At 69.6% G+C, this 14516-nt stretch carries 9 protein-coding genes; 2 read left to right on the top strand and 7 right to left on the bottom strand.

Translation table 11 applies throughout. From position 1 onward, the window contains the following. Window positions 1-56: 56 nt before the first annotated feature. On the bottom strand, window positions 57-635 hold the full coding sequence (gene nrdR / locus OHT57_RS36450; protein ID WP_328751017.1) for a transcriptional regulator NrdR: 579 nt from the start codon (window positions 633-635) through the stop codon (window positions 57-59). A gap of 562 nt (window positions 636-1197) precedes the next feature. Between nrdR and lexA the strand changes: the two genes are divergently transcribed. Beyond that, window positions 1198-1977: a transcriptional repressor LexA gene (gene lexA, locus OHT57_RS36445; protein WP_328751016.1), complete on the top strand. Its 780-nt coding sequence runs from the start codon at window positions 1198-1200 to the stop codon at window positions 1975-1977. A 156-nt stretch (window positions 1978-2133) separates the two neighbouring features. Here the strand turns inward: lexA and OHT57_RS36440 are convergent, their stop codons facing one another. The 4 genes from OHT57_RS36440 to OHT57_RS36425 form a co-directional block, all read right to left on the bottom strand. After that, window positions 2134-4152, bottom strand: coding sequence for an ATP-dependent DNA helicase (locus OHT57_RS36440; protein WP_328751015.1), 2019 nt, complete (start codon window positions 4150-4152; stop codon window positions 2134-2136). A 313-nt stretch (window positions 4153-4465) separates the two neighbouring features. Further along, a complete protein-coding gene (locus OHT57_RS36435; protein ID WP_328751014.1) occupies window positions 4466-5314 on the bottom strand; it encodes a GNAT family N-acetyltransferase in 849 nt (282 codons plus the stop codon). A gap of 39 nt (window positions 5315-5353) precedes the next feature. Next, on the bottom strand, window positions 5354-7336 hold the full coding sequence (locus tag OHT57_RS36430) for an IucA/IucC family protein (RefSeq protein WP_443053524.1): 1983 nt from the start codon (window positions 7334-7336) through the stop codon (window positions 5354-5356). Window positions 7337-7796: 460 nt separating this feature from the next. Continuing rightward, entirely contained in the window at window positions 7797-9371 is a 1575-nt protein-coding gene (locus tag OHT57_RS36425; RefSeq protein ID WP_443053523.1) for a diaminobutyrate--2-oxoglutarate transaminase family protein, read from the bottom strand. 394 nt (window positions 9372-9765) lie between these two features. Here OHT57_RS36425 and OHT57_RS36420 point away from each other — a divergent pair, with 394 nt between their 5' ends. Beyond that, window positions 9766-11001: a trypsin-like serine peptidase gene (locus OHT57_RS36420; protein ID WP_328751012.1), complete on the top strand. Its 1236-nt coding sequence runs from the start codon at window positions 9766-9768 to the stop codon at window positions 10999-11001. A 172-nt stretch (window positions 11002-11173) separates the two neighbouring features. On the opposite strand, the gene hflX is transcribed toward OHT57_RS36420, so the two are convergent. Further along, window positions 11174-12667, bottom strand: a complete 1494-nt coding sequence (gene hflX / locus OHT57_RS36415; protein WP_328751011.1) for a GTPase HflX — start codon at window positions 12665-12667, stop codon at window positions 11174-11176. Window positions 12668-12812: 145 nt separating this feature from the next. Next, the gene (locus OHT57_RS36410; RefSeq protein WP_328751010.1) at window positions 12813-14363 is read right to left on the bottom strand and encodes a M1 family metallopeptidase; all 1551 of its coding nucleotides are present in this window, start codon (window positions 14361-14363) and stop codon (window positions 12813-12815) included. Window positions 14364-14516: the final 153 nt, after the last annotated feature.

Genomic DNA, 14516 nt, shown 5'->3' with positions numbered 1-14516 from the left:
TCTTGGTTCGCCGCCGTCCGGCCGCTCCGGGGGCTTGGCCCGGTCCGGCCCGCCGATCAGTCGGCGGCGCGGGCGGGCACGGGGACCTGAACAGTCCCTCCGGGCCCGCGATCGTCTTCTTGGCTCCCCCCGACGGCCTCTTCGCCGTCCACAGCCTCTCCGCGGTCCTCGTCGTCCGCGGTGGGGGGTCCCGTCTCGTCCCTCAGTTCCGTGATCGCGGCCTCGAAGTCCTCGAGCGAGTCGAACGCCCGGTAGACGGAGGCGAATCGCAGATACGCGACGAGATCGAGCTCTTGCAGCGGGCCGAGTATGGCCAGCCCCACGTCATGGGTGGTCAACTCGGCGCTCCCGGTGGCCCGCACCGCCTCCTCGACCCGCTGGCCGAGCTGCGCGAGCGCGTCCTCGGTGACAGGTCGCCCCTGGCATGCCTTGCGCACACCGTTGATGACCTTGGTACGGCTGAACGGCTCGGTGACTCCGGACCGCTTGACCACCATCAGCGAGCACGTCTCCACGGTCGTGAAACGACGGGAGCAGTCCGGGCACTGGCGGCGCCTGCGAATCGACGTGCCGTCGTCGGTCGTACGACTGTCGACGACACGGCTGTCGGGGTGCCTGCAGAAGGGGCAGTGCATGAACTCCCAACCCTCCTCACAGCAGACTCAATAGCCTCGCTGAGCCCCATGGGCCCCTCGAAGCAGCCCCCAGCATAGGCGATCGCAGCGGGCGTGGAGACCCGGGGGACCACAACTTCTGGGCTGCTGTAGCAATCCAAGCACTACATGTAGGGATTGGCACGGCATACACGCCGTACACGCGTGTCGCGCATGTATGACCCTGTGCCGTACGACCGCTCCGACCCCCGGCGAACACGACGCGCAGCCGTATCGCTGCCCCGCATGCGGAGATACCGTGGGCGCCACAAGGAGGGGACGTGGGATTCCCGCAGAGATGGGAGCCGGTACCCGGTTGGCTGGTCACCGGGTGGCAGACTGGGGCGACACCCCGCGAGGGCGCCATCCGGCGGTGAAGAGTACAGCAATAGGCCCTTTTCTTCGGTAGGCGGCGCGTCAGCCATACACCCAGACATGTGATCGCGTAAGACGCTTCGCGATTTTTCACTCGAACGTGTGTTTGGCGCAACCTTTCGAAAGCAACTACCGTTGTCCAGCAGGGAGACCATCGAGAGGGGCCGACGTGACCACGACCGCAGACAGTGCCACCATCACTGCCCAGGACCGTTCCCAGGGCCGACTCGAGCCGGTGCATGCGATGAATGAAGCCGCGAATCCCGAGGGACAAAAGCGCTCCCTGCCGGGGCGGCCTCCAGGCATCCGTGCAGACAGCTCGGGACTCACCGACCGGCAGCGACGGGTGATCGAGGTCATCAGGGACTCCGTGCAGCGGCGCGGCTACCCGCCGTCCATGCGGGAGATCGGCCAGGCAGTGGGCCTGTCCAGCACCTCCTCGGTCGCACACCAGCTGATGGCACTGGAACGCAAGGGCTTCCTGCGCCGCGACCCGCATCGCCCACGCGCGTACGAGGTGCGCGGCTCCGACCAGGGCACGTCGGCGCAGCCCACGGACACCGCGGGCAAGCCCGCCGCGTCGTACGTCCCGCTGGTCGGCCGGATCGCCGCCGGTGGACCGATCCTCGCCGAGGAATCCGTCGAGGACGTGTTCCCCCTTCCCCGTCAGCTCGTCGGCGATGGTGAGCTGTTCGTCCTCAAGGTGGTCGGTGACTCGATGATCGAGGCCGCGATCTGCGACGGCGACTGGGTCACCGTCCGCCGCCAGCCCGTCGCCGAGAACGGCGACATCGTGGCCGCGATGCTCGACGGCGAGGCCACCGTCAAGCGCTTCAAGCGCGAGGACGGCCACGTCTGGCTCCTCCCCCACAACTCCGCGTACGAGCCCATCCCCGGCGACGACGCGACCATCCTCGGCAAGGTAGTGGCAGTACTGCGGCGCATCTGAGCACCGCAACAGGCCTCGCCGATTCGACCGGGCCCCGGAACCCCTGCGCCGGTTCCGGGGCCCTGCGCTGTCCGGCCCCGGTGACGGATGGCTCTGTCACCGGGCAGGCGCTCATCGCGGTTGGTCTGTCGCCGGTAAGGGACAGACCAACCGCGATCATTCTGTTTCCGCCTGCGCCTTCTCGGCTTCGGCCACAAGGTCCGCCGCCTCGATCGACTTCGCCGCGGCATCGATCGCCGTGAGCGACCTGCGGACCTGGTTACGGTCCGTGGTGTACCAGAAGTCCGGCAGGGACGCCTTCAGATAGCTGCCGTATCGCGCGGTGGCCAGCCGCTGGTCCAGTACGGCGACGACGCCACGGTCTCCCGTGGCGCGGACCAGGCGGCCTGCGCCCTGGGCCATCAGCAGGGCGGCGTGGGTGGCCGCGACCGCCATGAAGCCGTTGCCGCCCGCCTCTTCCACCGCCTTCTGACGAGCGCTCATCAGAGGGTCGTCGGGGCGCGGGAACGGGATCTTGTCCATGACGACCAGCTGACAGCTGGGGCCGGGGACGTCGACGCCCTGCCAGAGCGACAGCGTGCCGAAGAGACAGGTCTTAGGGTCGGCCGCGAAGTTCTTGATCAGCTCACCGAGGGTCTCCTCGCCCTGGAGGAGGATCGGGAACTCCGGAATGCGGGACCGCAGTTCCTCCGCGGCCAACTGGGCGGCCTTCATGGACGAGAACAAGCCCAGGGTTCGACCGCCGGCCGCCTGGATGAGCTCGGTCAGTTCGTCGAGCATGTCCACGCGGTCGCCGTCGCGCGCAGGGCGCGACAGATGCTTGGCGACGTAGAGGATGCCCTGCCTGGGGTAGTCGAAGGGCGAACCCACGTCGAGCCCCTTCCACTTCGGCAGGTCCTCGCCCTCGGTCCCCTCCGGGGCGAGACCCAGGGACGCGCCCACGCCGTTGAAGTCGCCGCCCAGCTTCAACGTCGCCGAGGTGAGGACCACTGAGCGGTCCGCGAACAACTTCTCCCGCAGCAGACCTGAGACCGACATGGGAGCCACCCGCAAGGAGGCTCCGAAACGGTCATGCCGTTCGTACCAGACGACGTCCCACTCCGAGCCGTTCGTGATCCGCTCCGCCACGTCGTGCACCGACTCCACGGAGGCCAGGGCCTGTTTGCGGACCGCGTCCTCGTCCTGGACCGACTTGTCGCGGGTCGCGCCGATCGCGGAGATGACCGTGCGGGCGGCATCGCGCAGCGCCATGAGCGCATACCCGAGGTCCTCCGGGATCTCCTCGAGTCGACCGGGCAGGGCGAGTTCCATCAGCCGTTCGAAGCCCTCGGCGGCTGTCTGGAGCTGGTCGGCGGCCTTCTCGTTGACAAGTTTCGCGGCGCGGCGGACCGCCCGGTTGACCTGGCCGGGAGTGAGTTCACCGGTGGCGACGCCGGTGACCCGGGAGACCAGCTCGTGCGCCTCGTCGACGATCAATACCTCGTGCTGCGGCAGGACCGGCGCACCTTCGATGGCGTCGATCGCAAGCAGCGCGTGATTGGTGACGACGACCTCGGCGAGCTTGGCGCGCTCGCGGGCCATCTCGGCGAAGCACTCGGCGCCGTAGGCGCACTTCGTGGCGCCCAGACACTCGCGGGAGGACACGGAGATCTGCGCCCAGGCTCGGTCGGACACGCCCGGCGTGAGGTCGTCACGGTCACCGGTCTCGGTGTCCTGCGACCAGTCCCGCAGCCGGAGCAGATCCTGGCCCAACTTGCTGGTGGGGGCAGCCGCCTCGAACTGGTCGAAGAGTCCCTCCTCCTCGTCCTGCGGCACACCCTCGTGAAGCCGGTGCAGACACAGGTAGTTCGACCGGCCCTTGAGCATCGCGAACTCCGGGCGGCGGCGCAGCAGCGGGTGCAGCGCCTCGACCGTGCGCGGCAGGTCGCGCTCTACCAGCTGTCTCTGGAGGGCCAGGGTCGCCGTCGCGACGACGACCCGCTCCCCGTGTGCAAGCGCGGGCACGAGATAGCCCAGCGACTTTCCGGTACCGGTGCCGGCCTGCACGAGCAGGTGGGAACTGTCGTCGATCGCGTCCGCAACGGATTCGGCCATGGTCACCTGGCCGGGGCGCTCCGCACCGCCGACGGCAGTGACGGCAGCATGCAGGAGTTCGGGGAGTGAGGGCTTCGTCATAGCGCGACCACCCTACGGCCCGGCACTGACATCAGGGTGATCAAGGCGGTGACGACGAGCGGGATCAAGACCGGGAGCTCCGTGGTGGGGTAGCGGATGGGGGTGCCGGTCCGGGGCGACTTGGCTCGCTTTGGACCGGGCCCGATCCGGCCGGTACCGAGACCAGTCCCTTGTTGGCCGTAAATGACCGATATCTCACCAGAGGGCAGTGAGAGTCAGGGACTCCGATGGCGTCGCAAAAAAAACTTCTTCCGAGACCGGAACCAATTCGACGCGAGCGGTGTACCAAAAGTGATTGCACGATGACGCACGGCTATATCAGATCGCGCAGAGACCGGTCTCGGACCAAGAGGGCCGCCCGCTTGTCGGGCAGGTCCACCTCGGCGGAGAGACGGAAACCTGCGCTCAGAAAGGCGGCGATGGACAGGATGTTGCGAAGGTCGGGCTCCGCGACGACGCGGGCACAGGCCGGTCGCTTGTCGAGGACGAGATCGGCGACAGCTTTCACAAGGGTGCTGCCGAGACCGCGCCCGCGATCGGTGCCGGTACCGATGAGGAGGTGGATACCGGTGTCGTGCGGTCTGGCCGGATAGTGGCGGGCCAACGGATCGAGGTCTGCCCGGTAGATCTCCCAGTAGCTCATCGGGTTGCCCTCCAGCACTCCGAGGCAGGGCATGCTGCGGCCGTCCCCGGCGAGCTGGGGTCGCAGATGGTTCTCCGTCACGTGCTGGGGCCCGGCCAGCTCCCAGAACCTGGTGACGACAGGGTCGTTCATCCAACGGCAGACGAGTGGCACATCCCGCTCGACGGTTACGGGCACGAGTTGGAACGCGCCTGCCGGGGTGGTGATCGGTCCCCAGTCGACGATGCCGTCGAGGAGGTCACCGTCGGTCGGGTCGAGCGAGCCGGGCGGGGCGGTGCCGACGCCCCAGCTCTGGAACCCGCTTCCTCCTGAACCTGGACCTGGGCCTGGGCCGTCGGTCTTGACGAGTGCGAGGAGATCCTCGGGCAGACGCAGGTCCAGGGTGTCCTCGTTGTAGGAGCCGCGACCGGTACCCCGGGCCTGGCTGTCCGCTGTGCGGTCCGGAGAGGTACCGGTTCGGATGCCGACGTCGGCGAAGGGGGTGGAATGGGCGTCTGCACGCGCGTCGGTGGGAGACACGGGGGCGCTCCTCTCAAGAGGCGGGGTGGGTCATGTTCCTCAGATGTGAAGGGGGTTGGCGATGGTGACGTAGACGGACTGGGTGTCGACCGGGCCGACGAGTTCGTCCAGGCCGTGGACGCGGGTCAGCAGATTGGCCTTGCAGCGCAGGACGGGCGAGTCGAGCAGACGGCCGGGGAGGGTGGTGCGCAGTCGGGTGGGCCCGGAGGCCGCATCGCCGAGAAAGCGACGGAAGGCTGCGAGCAGCAGCCGTTCGTCGGCCAGACGCTGGGAGCCGAAGGCTCCGATGAGGCCGAGGACGTTGTTGATCGCCAGGTAGTAGGCGAAGCGCTCGTCAGAGACCTCGTCGGAGACGAAGGTGTCGCTGTGCTCGCCGATACCGGGCAGCCGGGCCTCCAGCTCCGCGCGTCGGGACTCGCGGAAGTAGTAGCCCTGGTTGTCGCGATAGCGACCGCCTACGGGCCAGCCGTCGGCGTCCAGCAGGACCAAGGTGTTCTGCTGGTGCGCTTCCAGCGCGATCCCGGCCTCCCCGTCGAGCCACAGCACCGGGCGGACGACCTGTTCGAGATAGCGCAGGAACCACTCGGCGGCGACGGCTCCCCGCGGGCGGCCAGTCCGGGCGGTGAGACGCCCGACGACCTCGGAGAGCCGGGACCGCCAGACCAGGGGATTCGAGTTCGCCCGGTCCGTGGCCTGACGGTCCGCGTCCACACGGTTTGTTTCTGGGCGGTCCGTTTCCGGGCGACCAGCAGTGGCACCAAGGCGGGCTTGGGGACGGGGAGACACCAGACCGGCGATGCAGGAGGCGTCGCTCGACAGGAGGAACGGGTTGTGCCGGATCATCACGTCGAGACCCGGTGCGGGGTTGCCGTCCGGCACGTCGACGGCAAGCCAAGCAGGGTCGCGGACGATGTCGAATGCGGGGTGGACCGCCTGCCACTCCGTGGACAGACCCGCCCGCAGGAGCCGGTGCACCTCGACACCACGGTGTAGCTCTTTGCGGAGGTTCTCACGGCGGGAATTGGTGATGCGCAGGCCCAGCGAGAGTTTGAGCATGGCAGGGGCACCGGAGCGATGGACCGTGCGGACGGAGGAGGTCGGATGCCACGAGGAGCCATGGGCACCGAGGTCCCGGAGCAGCCCGGCATCGAACAGCGGGGCGGTTTCGGGGCGGTGCCGGACCTCCCGGAGCTGCCAGGGATGCAGCGGCAGAGCGGTGTGGCCGTCGGGCAATTGCAGGTCGGGTCCGGCCAGGCGCCGGGTGAGCTGAGCGGCGGTGACGGGTCGACCACGTTCGGTCCAGGCCGAGTCCGCGGCGAGGAGGGAGGGATCGACTGCGAGCCAGTGCAGAGGAAAGGAGCCTCGCAACTCGGGTGAGTAGGAAGCACCTTCGGCTTCGGAGAGGCCTTCGCGGCTCTTCGGGGCCGGGTGCAGCGGGTGGCCGAGGACGAGTGCCTGCTCGGCGGTCAGGAAGAGATCCGGGCCGTCGTCGGGGTACTTGCGGCGTTCGCGGACGAAGGTGGCAGTGCGGCGGACGGAGTCGGCGACGCGGGCAGTGAGTTCGGTGCCCGAGGTGGCAGTGGACGCCACCGCTGACTCACGGGTCAGCAGCGCTGCGACGGTGACCGCGTCGGCCGACGGGGCCTGCTCCGGGGCACCGGCGAGACGAGGGAGGCCGAAGCGGTGCCACCCCGTCGGGGACCAGTAGCGGACGGGGACGAGAAGGGTGATGCCGCTCGCGGGGAGGGGGATGCGGAGGGTGCCGTTGTCGGGCGCAGGGAAGCCGGCTTCGCGGACCCAGCAGCGCAGCAGGTTCTCCACGGTCGCAGCTTCGGCCACGGTGTGCGGATCGGGGTGATCCAGGAGGTCGGCGGTGACGCTACTCAAGCGCTCCTGTTCAGGCGGGCCACCCTGGGACGGGGTGTGGTGGGGTCGAGGGAGTCGCTGCGAAGAGGGGACGGTGCCGGAGAAGTTGCTCGGGTGTGTGGAGGCGCGGCCCTCGGCGGCGGGGGTGGTGTTCAAGTTCGGAGTTCCTCGGGGTGGTTCAGCTTCGGGGTGGTTCCGCCTCGGAGGGGCCGACGGCGGATGAGCAGGTGAGTGGAGGTGAGTGGTGGTCGGGATGGGCTCGTTGGACAACCAGCGTGAAGACAGCGCATGTTCAGAGGCACCGGTACGCGGCATGCGCAGCCGCATGCGGCTGACCAATCGGTTTCGAGAGGAACCGCCACTCCGGCTGAAGGTGTGGCTACGGCCCTGGTTTCCCACGCCGATGCCGCCAACGCACCGGCCGCTGCTGCCTCTTCATCCCCTAACACCCCGACTCCAGGAAACGTCAGCGCCTTGGCCCTCAGCCCTGGGAGACCAACAAACACCGGCTCCGGCTCCGGCACCGGCACCGGCACCGGCACCGGCAGCAAGCACCATCCGTCGGCTACTGCGCCCGCTCGTCCCCGTCACGCAGGTTCCGGCCTCGACGCTGCTATCACCTCCCGCCACAGGAACCACCGCCAGAAGCACCACCCGAACCACCACCAGGACCACCACCAGGACCACCGCCACGGGCCACCGCTGCCACGGCGTCGGCGAGCCGGTCGAGGACAGCGGTCGCCTGTTCGTCGGTGATGGTCAAGGGCGGGAGGAGGCGCACAACGCTCGCGTGACGGCCACCGAGTTCGACGATCAGTCCCCGCCGCAGGCACTCCCGCTGGACGGCGGCGGCAAGCTCCGGAGAAGCAGGGCGAGGCGAGGGGGCAGTGCCCCTCATCACCGCGGCCTCCACAACACCAGCACCCCCCAGCCCCACCGGGCTTCCCAACTCACCAGAGCCGTCACTCCCACCAGCCCCACCGGACTCACCGGACTCACCGGTCCTGGCGGGGCCCCGCCCCTCCGGCTCCACCATCTCCACGCCGATCATCAAGCCCCGCCCTCGCACATCACCGATCACAGTGAAGTCCCGGCCCAGCCCGCGCAGTTGGTCCAGCATGCGTGCGCCGAGTGTGGCCGCACGTTCGGTGAGGGCGTTCTCGCGGACGTAGGCCATGGTGGCCGTACCCGCGGCCATGGCGAGTTGGTTGCCGCGGAAGGTACCGGCGTGGGCGCCGGGCTCCCAGACGTCGAGATCGTCGCGGTAGACCACGACGGCGAGGGGCAGGCTGCCGCCGATGGCCTTGGAGAGGACCATCACGTCGGGGGTGATGCCGCTGTGGTCCACGGCCCAGAAGGCGCCGGTGCGGCCGACTCCCGTCTGGACCTCGTCGACGATCAGCGGGATCGAGCGGTCCGCCGTGATCTGCCGGATGCGCCGCATCCATTCGTCCGGGGCCGGCAGGACCCCGCCCTCGCCCTGCACGGGTTCGAGGATCATCCCGGCGGGCAGCGGTACGCCGGACTTGGGATCGTCGAGGACGGATTCGGTCCAGCGAGCGGAGAGTTCGGCGCCGAGCCGGCCGCCGATGCGGAAGGGGCAGCGGTACTCCTGTGGATAGGGCAGCCGGGCAACCCGTACGTCAAGGGCGTCGCCGGATGCTTCAAGTGCTCCGGAGGTCATCCCGTGGTAGGCGCCGGCGAAGGCAAGCAGTCCGTTGCGGCCGGTCGCGGCCCGTACCAGTGTGAAGGCGGCCTCCACCGCGTCCGTGCCGGCCGGCCCGCAGAACTGCACGCGTGCGTGGTCGGCGAGACCGGGTGGCAGGGTGCGGAACAGTTCGGTGGTGAAGGCGTCCTTGACCGGGGTGGCGAGGTCGAGGACGTGCAGAGGCGCGCCCGAGTCGAGGACCTTGCGGATCGCTTCGAGGACGACGGGGTGGTTGTGTCCCAGGGCCAGGGTGCCCGCACCCGAGAGGCAGTCCAGGTAGCGGCGTCCGTCGGCGCCCTCGATGGTCAGCCCGCGTGCGCGGACGGGGACGATCGGGAGGGCTCGGGCGTAAGTGCGGGCCGCCGACTCACGGGCCGACTGGCGCCGCAGGATCCCCTCGTGGGCGGCGCGGGTGGCCGATGGATGCTCGACGGATGTGTGTCCCGTCATGGCCTCCCCGGGCGCGGTCTCGGTCACGGCCATGGTTCTCCCGTCGTCGCGCTGTGCAGGGTCAAGCGGTTCCTTCGCGGACTCACCCGCCCCGGCATACGGAACCCCGCGAGGCTTTGCTCGACATCTCGGCGCTCCGATGCCCTGATGTCTGGAAATCTCCGGGGATTGGGGCGCGGAGGATCGACCCGTCTGCTCGGCAGCAGGCCCCCACCGCTACCAACCCCGGACCGCTCACCGGGTTACGGGTTGTCCGGAGATCTTTGGCGTGACGAAACTGTTGCGATTCCGTCGGAAGTCACCCACAGCGGGCGCATAGTGTGTGATGCCGTTCCAAGGCGCGGTGCCGCAAGGCGAACTCGCGGGAGGTCTGCGGTAAGTCGCAGGCCCTGGCGCCCTGTTCGCCCACACCAGGGGGAGGCAGAGCATGCGATCCGAACCGCTGTCGTTGACCGCTCGCGGCGAGAGCCAAAGGGGCGCGCGCCGCAGAATCTCCCCCGTGCTGGCCGCCTTGGCCTTCACCTCGCTGCTGACCCTGACCGCCACCGCCTGCGGCTCGGACGCCACGGACCCGAAAGTGCAGGCCTCCCCCTCCGCCCCCGCCGCGTCCGGGGGCGACGGCAAGATCACGATTCCCGACGACATCAGGGACCGGCTCAAAGAGCACGGGATCGACGTCGACGAGTGGAAGGACGGCGCCTGGAAGAACTGGGACAGGGACGACTGGCTGCGGGAGGCCCAGGACTACATCAACCCGATCATCGAGGGGCTGTGGGACCCAGACCGAATGCGCGGGGCGGAGGATCCCGACCGGGGTGTCCGGGAGAGCGACCTCTCCGGCGACCAGGGTGTCACCGACCCGGAGCCGGCACCGGTGGACGCGAAGGCCGCGTCGCCCGCCTACCACGACAGCGTCCCCGAAGCGGGCAAGGTGTTCTTCGACTCCCCGGAGGGCACGATGGTCTGCTCGGCGACTGTCGTGCAGGACCCGGCCCACCCGGGGAAGTCCAACCTGGCGTGGACGGCGGGGCATTGTGTGCACGCGGGCCGCAGCGGGGGCTGGTACCGCAACATCGCCTTCGTCCCGTCGTACAACGACCAGGCCCTGTCTGCCGGGCAGTTGGCGGGAGCGACCGCGAAAGAGCTGGCTCCTTACGGCGTCTGGTGGGCCGACTGGGCCCAGACCTCGGATCAGTGGATCGGGCAGGGGGGTCCGACCGGTGGGGACGGCGCCCCGTACGACTTCGCCGTCATTCATGTGACACCGGAGGAAGGCGGCACCGGCAAGTCGCTGGAGGAGACGGTCGGTTCGGCCCTGCCGGTGAACTTCAGCGCTCCGGCGGTGCCGCGGGTCGAGCGCATCACGGCATCCGGGTATCCGGCGGCGGCGCCGTTCGACGGGGAGACGCTCTACCAGTGCCAGGACAGGCCGGGACGGCTGTCGATCAACGCCTCGGAACCGACGATGTACCGCATCGGCTGCACGATGACCGGTGGTTCCTCGGGTGGAGGCTGGGTCGCGGCGGGTGCGGACGGTAAGCCGGCGCTGGTGTCCAACACCTCGATCGGCCCGGTGAGCGCGGGCTGGCTGGCGGGACCACGGCTGGGTGAGGTGGCCGAGGGCGTGTACGACTCGGTCAGCGGGAAGTTCGCGGGTCGCTGACCGTTCCCGGCCCGTTCTCTGACCTCGCCCGCCCCCGAAATCCGCCTCCGACCGCAGCGCCAGGTGACGATGGCGGTGACCTGCGGCCGGTCACCAGTGGCCGGCGGCCCGGGACATGCCGGAGGCCCGCCCCCGTCAAAAGGGGGCGGGCCTCTCAGGAGTGCTACGGCGCTCAGGCCACCGGTGCCGGCACGTACGGGGAAAGGTCCGCGGCCAGTTCCTCGTGCACCCGCGCCTTGAGCAGGGTGCCCTCCGCCGTGTGCTCCTCGGAGATCACCTCGCCCTCGTCGTGGGCGCGGGCGACCAGCTTGCCGTGGGTGTACGGCACAAGCGCCTCGATCTCGACGGACGGCCTGGGCAGTTCGTTGTCGATCAGGGCGAGCAGCTCGGTGATGCCCTGCCCCGTACGGGCCGAGATCGCGATGGAGCGGGTCTCGATCCGCATCAGCCGCTGGAGCGTCAACGGGTCAGCCGCGTCGGCCTTGTTGATCACGACGATCTCGGGCACGCCGGTGGCACCGACGTCCCTGATCACCTCGCGGACAGCGGCCAGCTGCTCCTCAGGGGTCGGGTGCGAGCCGTCCACCACGTGCAGGATCAGGTCGGACTCGCCGACCTCCTCCATGGTGGAGCGGAACGCCTCGACCAGGTGGTGCGGCAGGTGCCGTACAAAACCGACGGTGTCGGCCAGCGTGTACAGGCGGCCGCTCGGGGTCTCCGCCCTGCGGACGGTCGGGTCCAGGGTCGCGAACAGGGCGTTCTCGACCAGGACTCCCGCGCCCGTGAGGCGGTTGAGCAGGGAGGACTTACCGGCGTTGGTGTAGCCCGCGATGGCGACGGACGGCACCTTGTGGCGCTTGCGTTCCTGGCGCTTGATCTCGCGGCCGGTCTTCATGTCCGCGATCTCCCGGCGCATCTTCGCCATCTTCTCGCGGATCCGACGCCGGTCAGTCTCGATCTTGGTCTCACCGGGACCACGGGTGGCGAGGCCGCCGCCCTTGCCGCCGCCCATCTGACGGGACAGCGACTGGCCCCAGCCGCGCAGCCTCGGCAGCATGTACTGCATCTGCGCGAGCGCGACCTGCGCCTTGCCCTCACGGGACTTGGCGTGCTGGGCGAAGATGTCGAGGATCAGGGCCGTACGGTCGATGACCTTGACCTTGACGACGTCTTCGAGGTGGATGAGCTGGCCCGGGCTGAGCTCTCCGTCGCAGATGACGGTGTCCGCGCCGGTCTCCAGGACGATGTCCCGCAGCTCGTTTGCCTTGCCGGAACCGATGTAGGTGGCCGCGTCGGGCTTGTCGCGACGCTGGGTCACGCCGTCCAGGACGACCGCGCCCGCGGTCTCGGCGAGGGCGGCGAGCTCCGCGAGGGAGTTGTCCGCGTCCTGCACGGTCCCGGTGGTCCAGACGCCGACGAGCACGACCTGCTCCAGACGGAGCTGGCGGTACTCGACCTCGGTGACGTCCTCGAGTTCGGTGGAGAGGCCGGCTACGCGGCGCAGTGCCGCGCGGTCGGAGCGGTCGAACTGGTCGCCGTCCCGCTCTCCGTCGATCTCGTGGCTCCAGGCGACGTCCTCTTCCATCAGGGCATCGGCCCGAAGACCTTCGGCGTAGGTGTGCGCGAGTCGCTGCGTGTCCTGGGAAGGGGATGAAGAGGAGGTCATTGGGTCCTTACGTCGTCGATACGTCGTCGGTGATTCCGATTCGGCGGTCATGTCTTCCAACGCACGAGTACCCCGTGAGATTCCCGCGCCCCGTGCCGCTCCGACCCGATGATGGTCGCACGGTACGGGGCGTCTCGTCACGGCCTTATTTCACCGGTGCGGCGGGCCCCACGGCCTTCCAGTCCGGGTGGCCGGGCATCGGCGGGGTCTGCTCGCCGTAGAGCCAGTCCTGGAGGAAGCCGCCGAGGTCGCGCCCGGAGATCTCGGAGGCGAGCCGCACGAAGTCGGCGGTCGACGCCGTGCCGTCCCGGTGCTGCTGCACCCAGGCCCGCTCCAGGTTCTCGAAGGACCTGCGGCCGATCTCCTGGCGCAGGGCGTACAGGACGAGTGCGGCGCCGTCGTAGACGTTCGGGCGGAAGATGCCGATCTTCTGGCCGGGCTTGGGCGGGTTGGGGGCGGCGGGCGGTCCGCCCGCGGCACGCCAGCGGTCGGAGACGCCGTACGCGGCCTTCATGCGGGCCTCCAGGGTGCGGCCGGACTTCTCCTCCGCGTACAGGGCCTCGTACCAGGTGGCGTGGCCTTCGTTGAGCCACAGGTCGGACCAGGTGCGGGGACTGACGCTGTCGCCGAACCACTGGTGGGCGAGCTCATGGACCATGATCGACTCGACGTACCACTTGGGGTAGGCGGGCTCGGTGAAGAGGTCCTTCTCGAAGAGGGAGAGGGTTTGGGTCTCCAGCTCGAAGCCGGTGTCGGCGGCCGCCATGAGGATGCCGTACGTCTCGAACGGGTACGGGCCGACCTTGCCCTCCATCCAGGCGATCTGCTCCGGAGTCTTCTTCAGCCAGGGCTCCAGCTCGGCACGGTCCTTGGTGGGCACGACGTCCCGGACGGGCAGTCCGTGCGGGCCGCCGCGCCGCAGCACGGTGGAGCGGCCGATGGAGACCTGCGCGAGCTCGGTGGCCATGGGGTGCTGGGTGCGGTATGTCCACGTGGTCGCCCGGCCGGCCCGGTCCACGTCGGTGGGCAGACCGTTGGCCACGGCTGTGTAGCCGTCGGGCGCGGTGACCCGGATGGTGAACATCGCCTTGTCGGAGGGGTGGTCGTTGCAGGGGAAGACCAGGTGAGCGACGTCCGCCTGGTTGGCCATGGCGAGCCCGTCAGTGGTGCGCACCCAGCCGCCGTCGCGGTCGTCGGCGGAGACGGGGTCACTGGTGTGCCGGACGGTGATCCGCATCCAACTGCCGCCGGGCAGCGGTTCGTCGGGGGTGATCACGAGGTCCTCGTCGGCGCCGGCGAACGCCGCGGGCCGGCCGTCGACCTCGACCGACTGGACGTCGCCGTGGGCGAAGTCGAGGTTGATGCGGTCGAGTTCGGTGGTCGTCCAGGCGTCGATGGTGGTGACGGCCGTGAGCGGCTTGCTGTTGCTGCCGGAATAGGTGAAGGAGAGGTCGTACGACGCCACGTCGTAGCCCGGGTTGCCCAGGTGCGGGAAGAGCCGGTCCCCGATGCCGAGCGGCGCGGCCGGGGCGCTCGCGGCGAGCAGGCAGACGGAGACGGCCGAGGCGAGCAGCGCGGCCGCCTTGCGCCGCCGGACGGTTCCGGTACGGCGGCGGGCGGCGTCGGGGCCTGGCAGGCCGGAGGGGGTGGGATGGACGTGGGCGGGGCCGGCGTGGGTGCGGGCGGTGAGCGGCATGCACCACCGTTAGCAGCGTGCGCGGGTGCCGCGGCGGCGACGCGCGATCAGCCCACTCGAACGGGGTCCTCCGGCCCTGTCGCGGCGACGCGACAAGGTCCTGCGGGTCGCCACACGCGCGTGGCGCGGTCCGCGGGCGCCGCCGGCAGAGGC

It is taken from the genome of Streptomyces sp. NBC_00285 (assembly GCF_036174265.1).
Lineage (GTDB): Bacteria > Actinomycetota > Actinomycetes > Streptomycetales > Streptomycetaceae > Streptomyces.
This window is presented reverse-complemented; position numbering and strand designations above follow the sequence as displayed.